We start from the raw sequence: 15262 nt of genomic DNA, 5'->3' as shown, positions 1-15262 counted from the left end.
TAACATAGGGAGAGCGCCTCCCCTTGCCAAGCAGAACAGCACGTATCGGTTAAGCTTTCGCCCACCCTCGGCCGCCATCATGGCCGTGCAATGGCGGCGCCGGCGGCGGCAGCGCGTCGACAAGGGCGGCGGCGGCGGCGGCGGGCGCGAGATCGAAGGATGGCAGGAAGCGGGCGAAAGGGGCTACCACTGGGACCATCGAGATCGCCCGCGGGCCGGCATCGCCGCCAGTGAAATCAAGGCGTTCGTCTCCGGACCATAGCGCGGGCTCCGCGGCAAGCGCAGCGCGCGAAAGGCTTGGTGGGATATCCTCGCTCAAAGGCACTTTCCTGGCAGCGGCGGACCCCAGCGGCGCGATCACCAAGCTGCCCGGCCCGTCTTTCAAAGTGATGCGTCGCCGGTTGTCCCAAAGCTGGTTATTCGACGGCGACACGACAGCGGGCAGGTTGCGGTTCTCGCGGCGCAGGAAAATGCCGGTTCGGCGGGCGTCGACCATCGTCCGCGACAATGTGGCGCAAAGCGGAGCCGACCGCAGGCGGGAAAGCAGCGCGGCGCAGCGCGCCTCGTCGGCGAGGAACGCCATGCCGCCGACAGCGGCCAAAAGGATGCGCAGCGCATAGATGGCGGCTTGGCCATCCTCATGCTCGGTAAACTCGCGGTCGAGGCGGATGAGACCCGGAACCGGCCTGTCGGCAAATGCGTCGATGAGCACGGCGGCGCGGCGGCCGATGTCGTGGCGCTCGAGCGACGCCTGCTGCGACCGTGCCAACGCTTCCGCGATCCGCCGTTCGCCATCACCCTGCCCGAGCTTTGCCCGCACGCGCGGCCGCTCGAACCGGACATCGACATTGGTAGGGTCCTCGATCCAGCCGATGTCGCGAGCCCGCAGCATGGCGCGCAACACCGCGCGCCTGGTGCCTAGCAGCGGCCGGACGATCCATGTCCGCCAGTCGTGCAGCGTGGCGGGCGCCATGCCGGCGAGGCCCCGGCCTTCGTCGTCGCGCGCCTGCCGCATCAGCACCGTCTCGGCCTGGTCGTCGGCGGTATGGCCGGTCAGGATCAGCTTGATGCCTTCGGCGCCGGCCGCTTCGGCAAGCAGCCTGTAGCGCGCCTCGCGCGCGGCGGCCGGCAGACCGGTCGCGGGCTTGTCGCCGCGCCAGGGAAGAATGCGATGCGCGATGCCGCGCTCGGCGCAGAAACGGGCAACCTGCCGCGCCTCGACGGCCGAGCCTGGCCTTAGGCCATGATCGACGGTCACCGCGAGCAGCCTGGCGCCCGATGCGGTCCGATCGAAGTAATCCTTGAGGAGAATAAGCAGGGCGGTCGAGTCGCTGCCGCCGGACACGGCTGCAACGGCGCCGGTCGAAAAGTCTAGGTCGGAGAAAAGGTGGTCTGAAAGGTGAGTTTTGGTATCGGGCGTCAGCACGCCGCCAGCGCCTTTTCCTGCTTGATGCGTTCCTTGAGCGCGCCGGAAACGTCGGGATAGCGCTTGCCGATCTCGCTGAAGGTGGCGCAGGCCACGTCGTTCTGCTTCAGGCCGACCAGCGAAACGCCGAGCTTGAGCAGCATGTCGGGCGCCTTCTTGGCCTTCGGGTATTCCTTGCTGGCGGCGAGGAATATCTCGGCCGCGTCACGGTATTTCTGCTGGCCGAGCAGCGACTCGCCCAGCCAGTAATGCGCATCCGCCGCCTTGGCGTCCTTGGGGAAGCGCGAAATATGATCGCGAAAACCCTGCTCGGCGGTCGGGTAATCGCCCGACAGGATGAACTGGTAGGAGTTGCGGTAGAGCTCGTCGGGATCGTTGGTCGACGGCAGAGCGGCAACTTGCGTGTCGCCGGCCTTGTTCTTCTTGGCCGGCGTCTCGGCGGAGGGAGCGCTTGCGGTGGCCGCCGGGGCTTCCGCCGGCGCGCCGGGCTGCGAACCGGTCTCGGCATTGACGACATTGCCGTTCTTGTCGACGGTGATGGTGCCGAAATTCTTTGGCGGCGCGCCGGTGATCAGCTTGCCGGGATCGCCGGTCTGCGATTCCACGATGACGTCGCCAACGCTTTTGCCGCCGTTTTGCGCGCCGGTGTCGGCCGGCGCCCGCGTCGCCGGAGCCTGGGCGACGCTGTTGTCGGTTCCGGCGTCGCCGGTGCCGGATTGACCGGTGCCGGCATCGCCGAGATTGGTGTTGCTGTCCCCGTCCTGGGGCGCGGCTTCCGATTTCTTCTGCCCGGCCGGCTTGGTGCCTCCTTGCGAACCGCCCTCGAGCTGCTGGAAACGGAACTCATTGTCTTCCTGCTGCTTGCGCATCTGTTCCTGCATCTGCAGGATCTGGAAATTGAGCTCCTCGATCTTGCCGTTCATCTGGCGAAGCTGGTCCTCCAGGCCAGTCATGCCAGCGCTGCCATCCTGCTGCGCGACCTGCGCCTGTTCCGGCTTCTTCTTGTCGCCGAAGATGCCGAGCGTCGGCAGATGGAAGGTGAACCCGCTGTCGGAGGCCCGCCCGGCACTGTCGGCCGAGGCGGCAAGGCTTGGGAGGCTTGATACGAGCAGCAGCGCAAGCGTGCCGCTCAGGACCGTTCTGAAATGCATTCTGTCTCTCGCGGTGGGTGTTGGCCTGATGCGCCTTTCCAAATCAAACAGTGGGAGGAAGCGCCCTCGCGCTCATAGCAGGACGCGAGACTTCGGCCAAATTTTGTTTCAAGCCGTTGCAAATGAAAAAGGCGGCCCCGAGGCCGCCTTTCATTTTGGGATGTTGTATTTTTGTCGCCTGGGACGCCTGGCGCCCTTGGCGAAAATCGATCAGGAGCCGGCGCCGGAAAGCGTGGTGACGGCGCGGCGGTTCTGCGACCAGCAGGAGATGTCGTCGCAGACCGCGACCGGACGCTCCTTGCCGTAAGAGATCGTCTTCAAGCGGCCGGCGGAGACGCCCTTGGAGACCAGGAAGTCGCGCGTGGCGGCGGCGCGGCGGGCGCCCAGCGCCAGATTGTACTCACGCGTGCCGCGCTCGTCGGCATGGCCTTCGATGACGATCGCGTACTGGCGGTACTGGTTCAGCCACTGCGCCTGGCGGGCCAGCGTGGTCTGCGCATCGGCGCGGATCGACGAGGAATCGGTATCGAAGAAGATGCGGTCGCCGATGTTGACGGTGAAGTCCTGCGCGGAACCCGGCGTAGCGGCGCCGGCGCCGTTGAGGCCGAGATCGGCCGCGCTGTTCGGGGTCTTCTTCGAGGCGCAACCGGTAATGGCGAGAGCCGCCACCAGCGCGATCATGGCCGGGTTTCGGGTAAGTGCTGCGATACGGCCCATGCCGCCTCTCCTTCGCATTCGAGTGATTTCGTTGATCACCCAGTAACCACGTTTGGGTTAACCGGCATTCAAGAAACACGGTTAATGTTTGGTTTCGAGCCGCCGTCCGCGACCGCTTGGCCCCACGCTTTCCAAGGCGCGACATTGCGCGCGGACCCTAGGCGGAAATGCGGCCAAAACATGAAAAAAGAGGGAATTGGGGAACTGGAGAATTGAAGAACTGGAGAAACAGGTCACTTCAGCGACCCTCTGAGATTCACCAGCATTCCGTAGATCTGGTTGTAGGATCGCAGCCACTCGTCAAACTGGGCCTTCGAAATGTGCCCGAGGTCGAAGGCGTAGGAGATCCATGTCTCGACTTCGCTGGCGCGTCCAACGTAGCGTTCCTGCTTCTTCAGTTCTCCAGTTCCCCGCCCCTCACTCCAGCAACGGTGACCACGCCGGATCCGAAGCATAGTTCGCTGTCGGAATCTGCTGTTCGTTGCGGCCGGTGAGATCGACCGAGACCAGCTTGGGACCGCCGGCGGTGTCGCGGAAGAACATCAGCACGCGACCATTCGGCGCCCAGGTCGGACCCTCCTGCTGGAAGCCGGAGGACAGGATGCGCTCGCCCGAGCCGTCGGTCTTCATGACGCCGATCTGGAATTCGCCGCCGCTCTGCTTGGTGAAGGCGATGAGGTCGCCGCGCGGCGACCAGACGGGCGTCGAATAGACGCCGTCGCCGAAGGAGATGCGGTGCGGATTGGAGCCGTCCGCGCCCATGACGTAAATCTGCGAACGGCCGCTGCCGCCGCCGCGGTCGGAGGTGAAGACGATCTGCGAGCCGTCCGGCGAATAGGAAGGAGAAGTGTCGATCGCGGTCGAATCGGTGAGCCGCGTCGTCGAACGGCTCCTCAGATCCATGGCGAAGATGTTGGAATTGCCGTCATCGCGCAGCAGGCTCATGATCACCTTCTGGCCGTCGGGCGAAAAGCGCGGCGCGAACGTCATGCCGGGGAAGTTGCCCACCAGCTCGCGCTGTCCGGTTTCGATCTGCAGCAGATAGACCTTCGGCTGCCCGCTTTCATAGGACATGTAGGTGATTTCCTGCCGGTTCGGCGAGAAGCGCGGCGTCAGAACGATCGCGCGGCCGTCCGACAGGTAGCGCACATTGGCGCCGTCCTGGTCCATGATGGCGAGCCGCTTCTTGCGGGCGTTCTTGGCGCCGGATTCATCGACGAAGACGACGCGGGTATCGAAATACCCTTTTTCCCCGGTGATCTTCTCATAGATCGCATCGGCTATGATGTGCGCGACACGGCGTTGGTTGGCGTCGTTGGCGAAAAACTGCTCGCCGGCCAACTGCTGGTTGCCGAAAATATCCCACAGCCGGTACTGGGCGCGAATGCGGCCATCCGCCTCCTTGCTCACGCTGCCGGTCACCAGCGCCTGCGCATTGATGACCTTCCAGTCCTCGAAACGGGGCTGGGCATCCGGATTCGTGATCTTTTCGACAAAGGCGGCCTTGTCGATCGGCGCGAACAGTCCTGACCGCTTCAGGTCGGCTGCGACGATCTCCGATATCTGCGGTCCAAGCCCTCCCTGAAAGTCAGGGATGGCGATCGGCATCGGCTCGACATTGCCTTTGTTGACGTTGAGCTCGAGGGTTGCTCGGGCAGGCAAGGTGACGGCAGCATTTATGCCCATCGCCATCGCGGCGACCATCAGGAGCGGCTTGAGGATGGATTGCATGTCTTCTCGCTTCTCTTGCTGATTTCTCGGACGCTCAGGCTAAAGACCGAGCATCGCTCTCGGGTCGAAGTTGACGCGAACGTCGGACCATATGTCTTGCTTCCCGGCGGGAACCTGCAGTCCGGCGACATCGCATTTCTGCACGGCGCGAACCGCGCTGGCGTCGAACTGAGGGTTGCCGCTGGATTTCTCAACGGTCGGGCGGCCCTCCAGCTTGCCGGAGGCATTCAGGTTGAAACGGATCACCACGGTGAAGTTCTCGGAACCTTCGAGGCCCACCGGAAGGGTCCAGCAACCACCGAGTTGATCCTCCAACGCCCCCTGCTCCGACTTGGAGAGCTTCTGGCCCTGGTCCTTTTCGCCGCCGAGCGAGGCCTGCTGGGTCGAGCGCTTGGCGCCGCCGCCGGACGGCTTCTGCTTATCGAGCAGGGCCGTAATCTCGTCGGCGTTGAACTGCTTCTCGTCTGATTTCTTCCTGGAAGACGCTTCCTTGACCGGCTTTTCCGCATCCTTGCGATCCGGCGCCTTGGCGCTCTCGGCCTGGGCCGGCTGCGGCTTCGGCCGCGCTTCCGGCGCCGGCGCCGAATCCGGAAGCTTTGCCTCTTCCGTCGGCTGATCCTGCGAGATCGCCTCTGCGACGGCGTCGGGCTTGACCTCTTCCTTTTGGATGGCCGCGGTCTTGTCCGGCTGCGGCGCGGGCGTCGGTTCCTTGGCCGGCGTCGGCTTCGGCTCCGTCTGCTTGACCGGCTCGGGCTTGACTTCTTCCTTCGGCGTCGGCGTCGGGGCTACCTCGGTCGCCGGGGTCGGCTTCGGCTTCTCCTGCGGCTTCGGCACGTCCTCGACCGCGGGCTTCTCGGTCGGCGTCGGTGCGGGCGGCGGCGCCGCTGTCTTCTCGACCGGCTTGGGCTTGGCTTGGTCCGTCACCGGCTTGTCGGTATCGACGGTGTTCTCGCCGACCTTCTGGGCGTCGGGCACGACATCGGGACGCTTGGTCGGCAGCGGCGCCGGCTTGTCATGCATGACCGCCTTCTTGTCGCCCTGCAGCGTCTGTGCCACGGCTTCCATCGGCACGATGTCGACCGCCACCGACTCCACGTCGCTGGCAGGCATGGCCGGCGGCGACGACAGCGTGAACAGCCCGAAGGCCAGCGCCACCGCATGCAATATCACCGAAGAGGTGAGGCCGGTCCGCATTTGGCGTCTACTGATCCTGTTCCTGCAGCGAGACCAGGCCGATATTCTTGTAGCCGGCCGCCGAAATGCGGGCCATGACCTTCATCGCCGTGCCATAGTCGGTCGACTTGTCGCCGCGGATGAAGATGCGCTCGTCATAGCCGGTCTTGGAAATCGCCTGCAGCTTGGCTACCAGTTCCTCGATCGGAATCTCGGTCTCCTGAAGGAAAATCTTGCCCGCGGCGTCGATCGAAACGGTGATCGGCTGGGTGTCGACATTCATCGCCTTGGCCTGCGTGTCCGGCAGGTCGATCGGAACCCCGACGGTGAGCAGGGGCGCCGCGACCATGAAGATGATCAACAACACCAGCATCACGTCGACCATCGGCGTGACGTTGATTTCGGATATCAGGGCATGGTGACGGCCACGCCGCCTATGGCCGCGTCCGCCTCGCCCCATGCCACCTGCGCCTGCAGACATCCCCATGATCGTTCCTCAGGTCTTCTGCGCTACTTTTTCATCGATTTGGCGCGAGAGTATGGCGGAGAACTCGTCCGCGAACCCTTCCATGCGCACACCGAGTTTGTTCGCGTCCGATGACAGCTTGTTGTAGGCGATGACCGCGGGAATGGCCGCGAGCAGGCCGATCGCGGTCGCCAGCAGAGCCTCGGCGATACCCGGCGCCACCACCGAGAGGCTGGTATTCTTCGAGGCGGCGATCGCCTGGAACGACGTCATGATGCCGATGACGGTGCCGAACAGCCCGATGAAGGGTGCGGCCGAGCCGGTGGTGGCGAGGAAACCGAGGCGACCCTCCAGCTTCTCCATTTCGCGCGTCAGCGCCAGGTCCATCGCCTTGTCGATGCGGGTCTGCAGCGCCAGCGCCGATTTCGCGCCCTTTTCGAAACTCTTCTTCCATTCGCGCATGGCGGCGACGAAGATCGCGCCCATGCCGGTGGTCTTGCGGTCGGCCAGCGTCCGATAGAGTTCTTCAAGCGATTGCCCGGACCAGAAGATCTGCTCGAAGCGGTTCAGTGCCAACTTCATCCGGCTATAGGCGACGAGCTTGTCGATGATGATGGCCCAGGTCCAGATCGAGGCGCAGAGCAGGCCGATCATGACCAGCTTGACCACCCAGCCGGCCTGCATGAACAGCGCCCAGATCGATAGATGCGCTGCCGGATCGGCGAGTGCGATGTTTTCCATGACTTAAGTCCTTAAGATTATCCGGGCATCGCTGGCGGCTGGCCCATGGCATCCCTTTGGTCCGATCGCGCGAAGCGTGAAGCTTGCGGGATAAGCCCCGAGTGCACCGTTTCGCGGCCTTTTCGAGGCAAATATTGGTGAAAGGAAGGCGCACGGATTGCGCCAATCTTCGCCAATTCCTTCATGAACCGTTATGGTTAAGGATGGGTTAGGACGTAAGCCGCGGCGCATTGCCGCGCGTGGCTGGTCCGGCCGGAGACCGGGGCCGTCTGGTCAAGGCCTTCCGGATGGGACCATGTGTGGAAGCTTCAGGCTTTTGCCTTCGGCATGAAAGCCGCGATCCATTCCTTCGGGAAACGCTTTGGCCGGCCGCTTTCGCCGACGATCGCCGCTTCGACCTTGGCCTCGACCAGCACATCGTCGCCGCGCTTCAATTGCTGGCCCATGAAGATGCGGGCGCCGGAAATGTCGTCAGTGCGTGTGTCGATGGTCAGGATATCATCCATGCGCGCCGGCGAACGGAAGTCGATCTCCATGCGCCGCACCACCCAGACGATCCGCTCGCCATGCTTGCCGTCCAGGAGTTCGGTGTGATGGACGCCGGTCAGCCGCAGATAGTCGGAGCGGCCGCGTTCGAGGAATTCGAGATAGCGCGCATGATAGACGACGCCGGAGAAATCGGTGTCGGCATAGTAGACCCGGGCCATCAGCCGATGGCCGAATTCGGTCAGCGCGCCGGAAAGCCCGGCGCTCAGCGCCGCCGATTCACCATGATCGTCCATCGCGCTTTCCTTTTCAGGCCCGAACAGGCACCTAAAGCCCTCGGACTTCAGGCACTTTTCTATGCGTATCGTTATCCCAAAACCGCTGCACACTTTTGGGCGACACGCACTGTTTTCGCGCGGGAACGGGATGGCATTGTTGGGCACGATGATCAAGACCTTGATGGCGGCGCTGCTTGCGTTTGCCGCTTTGGGATTGCCCGCCGGAGCGGCGACGTTCTCGATGAAACGCGGCCTCAATCTCGACCAGTGGGTGACCTGGCCGGCCGAGGACAGATGGGGCGACCGCCAGGCCATCCTGCCCTATCCGGAGTGGCGCAAATTCCTCAACGAGGACGACCTCAAGGCGCTCAAGGATGCAGGCTTCGACTTCCTACGCATGCCGGTCGATCCCGCGCCCTTTCTTTCGGACCAGAGCGCGGCCCTTCGCGACGACCTCTATGGCAGCGTGCTGGACTCGGCGCGCATGGTCAACCGCGCCGGTCTCAAGGTGATCGTCGACCTGCATCTGATCCCCGCCGGCGGCAATCGCAAGATCGGCATGAGCGAGGTGATGCACGATCCGGCCGTCTTCGATGCCTATACCGAGCTGGTGCGCAAGATGGCGCGGACGCTCTCCAAGGAGGATCCAAAGCTTGTCGCGCTGGAACTGATGAACGAGCCGCTGGTCGATTGCGACGCGAGCGTCACCAATCCTTGGCCCGAACTGCAGAAGCGCTTGTTCGCCGCCGCGCGCGCCTCTGCCACCAGGCTCACGCTGGTGCTGAGCGGCGGCTGCTATTCGAACGCGGAGTCGCTGGCCAAAATCGATCCCGGGACGATCGCCGATGACAACGTCATCTGGACCTTCCACTCCTACGATCCGTTTCTTCTGACGCATCAGGGCGCTAGCTGGGCCGGCGACTTCATCCCCTATGTCACCGGCCTGCCTTACCCGCTGACGGCCGTTCCGAAGGCGCAGTTGGACATGACGCTGGACACGATCCGCGACCGGATCAAGGCCGAGGCGCCCTGGCCGCGACGGAACGGCCTGCTCGCCTATCTCGACGAACAGGCGGCGACGATGGACAGTCCTGAAAAGCTGCTTGGCCTGATGGATGCGCCGTTCGCGACGGTCAACGCCTGGGCGAAGGCAAACGGCGTCAAGCCGCAGGATATCACGCTCGGCGAATTCGGCATGATCCGCCAGGAATACGGTAACGGCTTCGTCATGCCGGCCGCCTACCGCGCGGCCTATGTGCGCGACATGATCGCCCGCGCCGAGGCGCATGGCTTTTCATGGTCGGTGTGGAGCTATGGCGGCGCCTTCGGCATCGTCGATGCCTTCGACGGCGAAAAGGCGGAACCCGACGTGATGGACGTGATCAGGTCGCTTCGGTAAAACGCGCGGAAAGCGGACTATCCCAGATCGATCTGCAGAATCTCCGGCCGCACCCCGAAACGTATCGGCGCGATGCTGAAGCCCAGTCCACCGGAGACAATCAGGTTGCGGTCGTTCTCGACCACGTGGCCATAAGCGTAGCGGTTGCCATAGGCGGAAGGCACCACCGGCGAATAGCCGAACAGCCGCACCTGTCCGCCATGCGTGTGACCGGACAAGGTGAGCGAAACCCGCCAGGGCACTTTCGGAAAAATGTCCGGCTCATGCGCAAGCAGGATGATCGGAGCGGTGTCGCCCACCTTGGCCAGCGTGCCGGGAAGGTCGTCGAGACCGGTGAGCCCGCTGCGGCCCCTGGCCTTGTCCGGCAACAGGGCGATCTGGTCGGCCAGGCCGGCTATCCAGAAGCCCTGCCCGTCCTTTTCCAGGCGTACGACGTCGTTCTCCAGCACCGGAATGCCGACGGCCTCCAGCGCCTTTCGCGAAATGGTCGGCCCTGCCCCGGCCGCTTGCGCCGAGCGATCCTCCCACCAGTCGTGATTGCCGAGGATAGACCACACGCCGAGCGGCGCCTTGAGCCCTGCCAGCGCGGGCGCCCATTCCGACGCGTTTACCCAGCCGGTCACCAGCCGGGTCCCGGCGGGGTAGTCGCCAAGCATGACGATGACGTCCGGCTGCAGCGCATTGGCTTCCTCGGCAAGTGCTGCGATCCGTTCCGGCGTCATCCAGGGCCGGCAGGCGTGGATGTCGGCCAGCGCCACGACACGCAACTTGAGTCCGGCCGGCCAGTGCGGCGGCGTCAGCGTGTAGCGCTTCACATGGGTGAGCAGCATCGGCTCGATACCGACGGCATAAGCGCCAAGCGACACCAGGCTGAAGGCCGAGCCGCCGACAAGGCGCAGGAAACCACGTCTGGTGATCATGGATCGGCCCAAGCCCCTTGGGATTCTATCGGGAAGCTGCCTTAAAGGCGGCAATTGCGCCCTCAGCTAGGCGGAGGCGAGCAGATTCTGCACAGACGGGCCGTTACGCGGCCAAACGGCGAACAAATATGCGTTACTCTTCCTGGAACAGGCTGATCTGCTGCTGGGCGATATCCTTCGGCGGGTCGAGCCCGAGATGGCGCCAGGCATTGGCGGTCAGAACGCGGCCGCGCGGCGTGCGCTGGATGAAGCCCTGCTGGATCAGATAGGGCTCGATGATGTCCTCGATGGCGTCTCGCGGCTCGGAGAGCCCGGCCGCGATCGTCTCGATGCCGACCGGTCCGCCGCCGAAATTGCGCGCGATCATCGACAGATAGCGGCGGTCGAGCGCGTCGAGGCCGAGCGCGTCGACCTCCAGCCTTGTCAGCGCCTCGTCGGCGATCTTCCTGTCGACATGGCCGTCCCCCGCGACGCTGGCGAAATCGCGCACCCGGCGCAGTAGCCGGCCGGCGATGCGCGGCGTGCCGCGCGCGCGGCGCGCGATCTCCAGCGCGCCATCGTCGCCAAGCGGCATCGACAGGATGCGGGCGCCGCGCCGCACGATCTGCTCCAACTCCTCGACCGTATAAAAATTGAGCCGGACGGGAATGCCGAAACGATCGCGCAGCGGATTGGTCAGGAGCCCAAGCCGGGTCGTCGCCGCGACCAGCGTGAAACGGGCAAGGTCGATCTTGACCGAGCGCGCCGCCGGCCCCTCGCCGATGATCAGGTCGAGCTGGAAATCCTCCATGGCCGGATAGAGGATTTCCTCGACCGCCGGATTGAGCCGGTGGATCTCGTCGATGAAGAGCACGTCGCGCTCCTCGAGATTGGTGAGCAGCGCCGCCAGATCGCCGGCCTTGGCGATGACCGGGCCGGAGGTCGAGCGGAAATTGACGCCGAGCTCGCGCGCCATGATCTGCGCCAGGGTCGTCTTGCCGAGCCCCGGCGGACCGACGAACAGCACATGGTCGAGCGCCTCGCCGCGGCCCTTGGCGGCATCGATGAAGACCTTGAGATTGGCGCGCACCGCCGCTTGGCCGACGAACTCGTCGAGCGACTGCGGCCGCAAGGTCTGGTCGGCATCCTCACCGCGCTTGTCGGGGGCAATGAGGCGGGGCGAAAGGCTCATGCCGCCTTCCTTGCATAGGACCGACAATGGAACAAGCGCCGCCTCACCGCGCCAGTTCCTTAAGGCCGAAGCGGATCAGCTTGGACGCATCCGCGCCCTCGCCGGCCGATTTCAGCGCTGCCGCGACCGCGTTCGCAGCGATATCGCGCGAATAGCCGAGATTGACCAGCGCCGAGACAGCGTCGGTGATCGGTGCCGCCGCGACACCTTCGCCGAGTTCCTGCTTGAGGCCGATCGTGCCGCTGGCCGCGCCCGCATAGGCCGGCGCCTTGGTGCGCAATTCGGTGACGATGCGTTCCGCCACTTTCTTGCCGACGCCGGGGGCGCGGGAAACCATGGCGATGTCGCGCAGCGCGATCGCATTGGCGAGTTCGGCCGGCGCCAGCGTCGACAGCACCGCCAGCGCCACCTTGGCGCCGACGCCCTGCACATTGTTCATCAAAAGCCGGAACCACTCGCGCTCCAGCGCCGACTGGAAGCCGTAGAGCCGGATCATGTCCTCGCGCACATAGGTCTCGATGAACAGCACCACCGCCTCGCCGGGCGATGGCAGCGACGCCAGCGTGCGCGCCGAGCAATGCGCGACATAGCCTACGCCGTGCACGTCGACGAGGCAGGAGTCCTCGTCGATCTCGTCCAGCGTGCCTTTCAGCTTGCCGATCATGATTGTCCCCTCACGCCAGCGCTGCCATCCGGTAGGCGACGCTTTGGCGGTGATGCGCATGGCAGATGGCGATGGCCAAAGCGTCGGCAGCATCGTCGGTATCGAAGATCGCCTTCGGCATCAGCACCTTGACCATCATATGGATTTGCTTCTTCTCGCCGTGGCCGACGCCGATAACCGCCTTCTTGACGGCATTGGGGGCATATTCGGCGACCACCAGCCCGGCACGCGCCGGCACCAGCATGGCAATACCGCGCGCCTGGCCGAGCTTCAGCGTCGCCGTGGCATCCTTGTTGACGAAAGTCTGCTCGACCGCTGCCTCATGCGGCATGGCTTGGTGCAGGACCTCGGCCAAACCGTCATGCAGCTGGCAGAGCCTTGTCGCCAACGACTCCTTTTCGTCGGACCTCACCGTGCCGGACGCGACGAAGCGCAGCGAATTGCCGACGCTGTCGATAATACCCCAACCGGTGCGCCTCAGCCCCGGATCGATGCCGATGATGCGAATCGCTTCCCCCATGCGCCAAGTCTAGCCGTGGCGGCAAGCGATGCCAGCGAAATGTGAACAAACCAGAAACAATCGCGATCTTAAGAACGCATTCGAAATCCCATCAAGCTGGCGTTCACGGGCTGGCAGGCGCGAAATCCCGGACCTAATGCGTGTCGCGCAAAAGTGCGCAGCGGTTTTGCGATAACGACATGCATGAAAACAAAGCCTTTAGTTCGTCACACGACGGATGGTTTTCGACAGCCGCGTGAGAAATGCCGGCCTCGACGACGCGACCAGCTTCCATGCCAGGACTGCATTTCCCATGCGCCGCGGCAGGAGCCCGATGCAGAGGAACCAGGCTGCCAGCGCGGCCCGCCGCCGCCAGGATGCGTCCATTTCCAGACTGGCGGCGGCGCCCGCTTTTGCCAGCCCCAGCCGGGAGTCGGTCGTGACCGGATGCCGGGGCTCGTCGACGCAAAGCGAGGCCAGTCGCTCTTCCAGATGAACCGGATCGCGAAGGCCGGCATCCGGCGGTACGGTCAGACCGATCTCGGCCGCCCGGTCGGACAAGGCTTCAAGGCGCCGGAAGTCATGCGCCACGCGCCAGCGCGCCCGCTCGGCAAGCTTTTCGGCAAAGACCGAATGGTTGGAGCCGTGGATGCGGTAGGCGCCAAGGCAGGTGTCGATGGATTTCACGTCCCCGTGCAGCGGCGCGAGCGTTGCGAGATAGCCATCGGCGCCTTGCCGGAAATCGCTTTCGGGCACGGGCATTATCGGATCCAGCGCCTCACGGTCGAACGCCAGCCCGCTCGTCACCGTCGTACGGTAGCGCCCCTTGCGCAACAACTCCGGGACGACGTCGCCCGAGTCGAACGGCTGTTCCGGGGGCGGAAAGACATCCTTGATATGTTGGTCCTCATCGACGAGATGCAATCTGAATTGCGCCTGGGCGACATCCGCGTCCCACTCGCCCAGGACCTCGGAGACGGCGTTCGGATAGAGATAATCGTCGGCGTCGAGGAAAAGAACGATCTCCCCGGTGCTCGCCTCGAACCCCGTATTGAACGCAGCGGCATGTCCGCCATTCCTGCGCCTGAGGCACGAGCGGATCTTGTCGCCGTAGGATTCGATGACGGCCACCGACGCGTCCGTCGAGGCGTCGTCGACGACCACGACCTCGACATTTTGGTGGTCCTGCTCCAACGCGCTGTCGATGGCGCGTCCAAGAAACTGTCCGTAGTTGTAATTGGGGATGATGATCGATACCGGGATGCGGTCCAATGGCGAATGCACGGATCAAGCCTCGCAATCTGCTTTGGTCACAGTGACGGTGATTTTCTTGCAAAACCGGCTCGGGTCGACCCGGCTGCGGCGAACGGCTCCAACTAGAGGCCCATCGCTTCAAGACAAGGGCGATATTTCTCGCGAAGGCCGGCATGACCTTCGATGCAACGACGGCTGCCGCAGTATCGAAGAGCAGTCGGCGGTCGCAGGCATTCGGCTTACGGCCACGATCGCGGCTCGCCGGATCGCGCCTCGATTGAAGGATGTGGGTTCCCGCTTCGCGCGCCGCTGTCGCGGCGTTTGTTGCAAACGCGGTTTCAGCCGCGCGCGAAAGCCGTATTCAAGAGACTGATCTGGTCGGAAACCGGGTTGGCCCGCCGGCTGGGGACGTGCGTGTCGTTGATGACGCCGCCATAGATTTCCTCGTCCATGCGCCGCACCAGAGCCTGCAGGCGCAACGAACGCGTCACGAGGTCCAGAAAATCCTTGGGCAGTTCGTTCCAGCCAAGCGCCTCGTCATGCGCGGAGGCGGTGTCGAGCCGCACCTTGGATTTCTCCGAGGCCACCTGGTCGCGCGTCATCTCGCCGGAATTCGCCGCCCGCTGCAAAAGCAACCAGGAAGCGACCTGCATGAGCCTTGTGGTCAGCCGCATCGACTCGGCCGCATAGAGCGTCGCCGCCGTGCGCGACAATTTCTTGGCTTCGAGCCTGCCCTTGCCATCGAGATATTCGGCGGCCTGCTCGACCAGCCCCATACCTTCCTGGTAGAGCGGCTTGAAGGATTGGGAGAAAACCCGGCGCTCCGCCAATTTGATGGTTTTCGCGCTGCCCTTCGAAGGCTCGTTCATCGATACGCCCCTGCACTGCCGTCGGCCGATTCGGCAATCCTTGCCGACGTGGCCCGCACCCTAAATGACTGAGGCTTGAAAATGCGCTTCGATGCCCATGAAGGCAAGCGCATGTTTAACAAACGGTTAACGCCGGCCTCGTTCCAGCCATTCGCAAGCGGATGGCACCGGCTTGCCGCCCGCGGACAAAAAAAGAGCCGCGGATAAGGCGGCTCTCAGGAGTTTAACAGGGAGGCGTCAAACAAAGTGGCTCCAACCACTCGGTAAGAATCCAGCAAAACTGGATGCGCATAGTAAACGCCCGTAAAGCTTAATGA

The 15262-nt window shown here is 64.0% G+C and carries 16 protein-coding genes; 1 reads left to right on the top strand and 15 read right to left on the bottom strand.

The window, feature by feature from the left end:
* Positions 1 to 49: 49 nt before the first annotated feature.
* From tilS to ybgC, 9 genes are all read right to left on the bottom strand, one after another.
* On the bottom strand, positions 50 to 1423 hold the full coding sequence (gene tilS, locus FJ957_RS16180) for a tRNA lysidine(34) synthetase TilS (protein ID WP_140833121.1): 1374 nt from the start codon (positions 1421 to 1423) through the stop codon (positions 50 to 52).
* Positions 1420 to 2577 (bottom strand): tol-pal system protein YbgF, encoded by a 1158-nt coding sequence (gene ybgF, locus FJ957_RS16175; protein WP_140832954.1) that lies wholly within the window; start codon positions 2575 to 2577, stop codon positions 1420 to 1422. Before ybgF ends, tilS begins: the two co-directional genes overlap by 4 nt.
* 210 nt (positions 2578 to 2787) lie before the next feature.
* On the bottom strand, positions 2788 to 3294 hold the full coding sequence (gene pal, locus FJ957_RS16170; protein ID WP_126080754.1) for a peptidoglycan-associated lipoprotein Pal: 507 nt from the start codon (positions 3292 to 3294) through the stop codon (positions 2788 to 2790).
* Positions 3295 to 3527: 233 nt separating this feature from the next.
* A complete protein-coding gene (locus FJ957_RS16165; RefSeq protein ID WP_140832952.1) occupies positions 3528 to 3749 on the bottom strand; it encodes a four helix bundle protein in 222 nt (73 codons plus the stop codon).
* Entirely contained in the window at positions 3712 to 4998 is a 1287-nt protein-coding gene (tolB, locus tag FJ957_RS16160) for a Tol-Pal system beta propeller repeat protein TolB (RefSeq protein ID WP_246674347.1), read from the bottom strand. The genes FJ957_RS16165 and tolB overlap by 38 nt, the downstream gene beginning before the upstream one ends.
* A gap of 66 nt (positions 4999 to 5064) precedes the next feature.
* Positions 5065 to 6219, bottom strand: coding sequence for a TonB family protein (locus FJ957_RS16155; RefSeq protein ID WP_140832948.1), 1155 nt, complete (start codon positions 6217 to 6219; stop codon positions 5065 to 5067).
* Positions 6220 to 6226: 7 nt separating this feature from the next.
* Positions 6227 to 6685: a protein TolR gene (gene tolR, locus FJ957_RS16150; RefSeq protein WP_140645854.1), complete on the bottom strand. Its 459-nt coding sequence runs from the start codon at positions 6683 to 6685 to the stop codon at positions 6227 to 6229.
* A gap of 9 nt (positions 6686 to 6694) precedes the next feature.
* Complete coding sequence (gene tolQ, locus FJ957_RS16145; RefSeq protein ID WP_140678888.1) at positions 6695 to 7405, bottom strand: protein TolQ; 711 nt, start codon at positions 7403 to 7405, stop codon at positions 6695 to 6697.
* A gap of 308 nt (positions 7406 to 7713) precedes the next feature.
* Positions 7714 to 8187: a tol-pal system-associated acyl-CoA thioesterase gene (ybgC, locus tag FJ957_RS16140; RefSeq protein ID WP_140832946.1), complete on the bottom strand. Its 474-nt coding sequence runs from the start codon at positions 8185 to 8187 to the stop codon at positions 7714 to 7716.
* A 130-nt stretch (positions 8188 to 8317) separates the two neighbouring features.
* Here ybgC and FJ957_RS16135 point away from each other — a divergent pair, with 130 nt between their 5' ends.
* A complete protein-coding gene (locus FJ957_RS16135; protein WP_140832944.1) occupies positions 8318 to 9568 on the top strand; it encodes a cellulase family glycosylhydrolase in 1251 nt (416 codons plus the stop codon).
* 17 nt (positions 9569 to 9585) lie between these two features.
* On the opposite strand, the gene FJ957_RS16130 is transcribed toward FJ957_RS16135, so the two are convergent.
* The 6 genes from FJ957_RS16130 to FJ957_RS16105 form a co-directional block, all read right to left on the bottom strand.
* A complete protein-coding gene (locus FJ957_RS16130) occupies positions 9586 to 10488 on the bottom strand; it encodes a metallophosphoesterase (RefSeq protein WP_140832942.1) in 903 nt (300 codons plus the stop codon).
* 133 nt (positions 10489 to 10621) lie between these two features.
* On the bottom strand, positions 10622 to 11659 hold the full coding sequence (ruvB, locus tag FJ957_RS16125; RefSeq protein ID WP_140832940.1) for a Holliday junction branch migration DNA helicase RuvB: 1038 nt from the start codon (positions 11657 to 11659) through the stop codon (positions 10622 to 10624).
* A gap of 43 nt (positions 11660 to 11702) precedes the next feature.
* Positions 11703 to 12323, bottom strand: a complete 621-nt coding sequence (ruvA, locus tag FJ957_RS16120; protein WP_140654908.1) for a Holliday junction branch migration protein RuvA — start codon at positions 12321 to 12323, stop codon at positions 11703 to 11705.
* A gap of 10 nt (positions 12324 to 12333) precedes the next feature.
* Positions 12334 to 12843: a crossover junction endodeoxyribonuclease RuvC gene (ruvC, locus tag FJ957_RS16115; RefSeq protein WP_140704551.1), complete on the bottom strand. Its 510-nt coding sequence runs from the start codon at positions 12841 to 12843 to the stop codon at positions 12334 to 12336.
* A gap of 198 nt (positions 12844 to 13041) precedes the next feature.
* The gene (locus tag FJ957_RS16110) at positions 13042 to 14106 is read right to left on the bottom strand and encodes a glycosyltransferase family 2 protein (RefSeq protein WP_140832938.1); all 1065 of its coding nucleotides are present in this window, start codon (positions 14104 to 14106) and stop codon (positions 13042 to 13044) included.
* A gap of 308 nt (positions 14107 to 14414) precedes the next feature.
* Complete coding sequence (locus FJ957_RS16105; RefSeq protein ID WP_140832936.1) at positions 14415 to 14945, bottom strand: DUF1465 family protein; 531 nt, start codon at positions 14943 to 14945, stop codon at positions 14415 to 14417.
* Positions 14946 to 15262: the final 317 nt, after the last annotated feature.

Source organism: Mesorhizobium sp. B2-4-6, assembly GCF_006442775.1.
Classification (GTDB): domain Bacteria; phylum Pseudomonadota; class Alphaproteobacteria; order Rhizobiales; family Rhizobiaceae; genus Mesorhizobium.
This window is presented reverse-complemented; position numbering and strand designations above follow the sequence as displayed.

What these genes read in the sequence shown, in the direction of transcription:
- ybgF (WP_140832954.1), bottom strand. Translation starts at nt 2,577, where the DNA reads ATGCATTTCAGAACGGTCCTGAGCGGCACGCTTGCGCTGCTGCTCGTA.
- pal (WP_126080754.1), bottom strand. Translation starts at nt 3,294, where the DNA reads ATGGGCCGTATCGCAGCACTTACCCGAAACCCGGCCATGATCGCGCTG.
- FJ957_RS16165 (WP_140832952.1), bottom strand. Translation starts at nt 3,749, where the DNA reads ATGCTTCGGATCCGGCGTGGTCACCGTTGCTGGAGTGAGGGGCGGGGA.
- tolB (WP_246674347.1), bottom strand. Translation starts at nt 4,998, where the DNA reads ATGGTCGCCGCGATGGCGATGGGCATAAATGCTGCCGTCACCTTGCCT.
- FJ957_RS16155 (WP_140832948.1), bottom strand. Translation starts at nt 6,219, where the DNA reads ATGCGGACCGGCCTCACCTCTTCGGTGATATTGCATGCGGTGGCGCTG.
- tolR (WP_140645854.1), bottom strand. Translation starts at nt 6,685, where the DNA reads ATGGGGATGTCTGCAGGCGCAGGTGGCATGGGGCGAGGCGGACGCGGC.
- tolQ (WP_140678888.1), bottom strand. Translation starts at nt 7,405, where the DNA reads ATGGAAAACATCGCACTCGCCGATCCGGCAGCGCATCTATCGATCTGG.
- ybgC (WP_140832946.1), bottom strand. Translation starts at nt 8,187, where the DNA reads ATGGACGATCATGGTGAATCGGCGGCGCTGAGCGCCGGGCTTTCCGGC.
- FJ957_RS16135 (WP_140832944.1), top strand. Translation starts at nt 8,318, where the DNA reads ATGGCATTGTTGGGCACGATGATCAAGACCTTGATGGCGGCGCTGCTT.
- FJ957_RS16130 (WP_140832942.1), bottom strand. Translation starts at nt 10,488, where the DNA reads ATGATCACCAGACGTGGTTTCCTGCGCCTTGTCGGCGGCTCGGCCTTC.
- ruvB (WP_140832940.1), bottom strand. Translation starts at nt 11,659, where the DNA reads ATGAGCCTTTCGCCCCGCCTCATTGCCCCCGACAAGCGCGGTGAGGAT.
- ruvA (WP_140654908.1), bottom strand. Translation starts at nt 12,323, where the DNA reads ATGATCGGCAAGCTGAAAGGCACGCTGGACGAGATCGACGAGGACTCC.
- ruvC (WP_140704551.1), bottom strand. Translation starts at nt 12,843, where the DNA reads ATGGGGGAAGCGATTCGCATCATCGGCATCGATCCGGGGCTGAGGCGC.
- FJ957_RS16105 (WP_140832936.1), bottom strand. Translation starts at nt 14,945, where the DNA reads ATGAACGAGCCTTCGAAGGGCAGCGCGAAAACCATCAAATTGGCGGAG.